Origin of the sequence: Pseudomonas sp. 32_A, from assembly GCF_017490905.1 — a bacterium.
In the GTDB taxonomy this organism is placed as follows: Bacteria; Pseudomonadota; Gammaproteobacteria; order Pseudomonadales; family Pseudomonadaceae; genus Aquipseudomonas; species Aquipseudomonas inefficax.
Genome location: NZ_JAFGYI010000358.1, coordinates 1 through 441, shown reverse-complemented (window position 1 = coordinate 441; position 441 = coordinate 1). Strand labels below are relative to the sequence as shown.

Here is a 441-nt window from a genome sequence, read left to right as displayed (position 1 = left end):
GTACTAACTTTACGTTATCTATCGAAGCAGCTGAAGGTATTACCACAGGTATTTCGGCAGCAGAACGTGCTCACACGATTCAAGCTGCTGTGGCAGCACATGCCAAACCAACCGATATTGTACAACCGGGCCATATTTTCCCACTCATGGCACAGCCAGGTGGTGTATTACACCGTGCAGGTCATACCGAGGCAGGTTGTGATTTAGCACGACTGGCAGGTCTTGAGCCTGCATCTGTCATTTGTGAAATCATCAAAGAAGATGGCACAATGGCACGCCGCGCAGATTTAGAAATTTTTGCTGAGAAGCATGGCCTAAAAATTGGTACAATTGCCGACCTAATCCACTACCGTATGACCAATGAGCAAACTGTAGAACGTTTGGATCAAAGAACGATTCAAACAGAATATGGTTCATTTGAGCTCTATCGCTATCGTGAGA

The 441-nt window shown here is 45.8% G+C and carries 1 protein-coding gene; it reads left to right on the top strand.

The features are described from left to right. Positions 1 to 441: 3,4-dihydroxy-2-butanone-4-phosphate synthase (locus tag J5M58_RS27065; RefSeq protein ID WP_207880512.1), on the top strand; the 441-nt coding region annotated here is incomplete at both ends.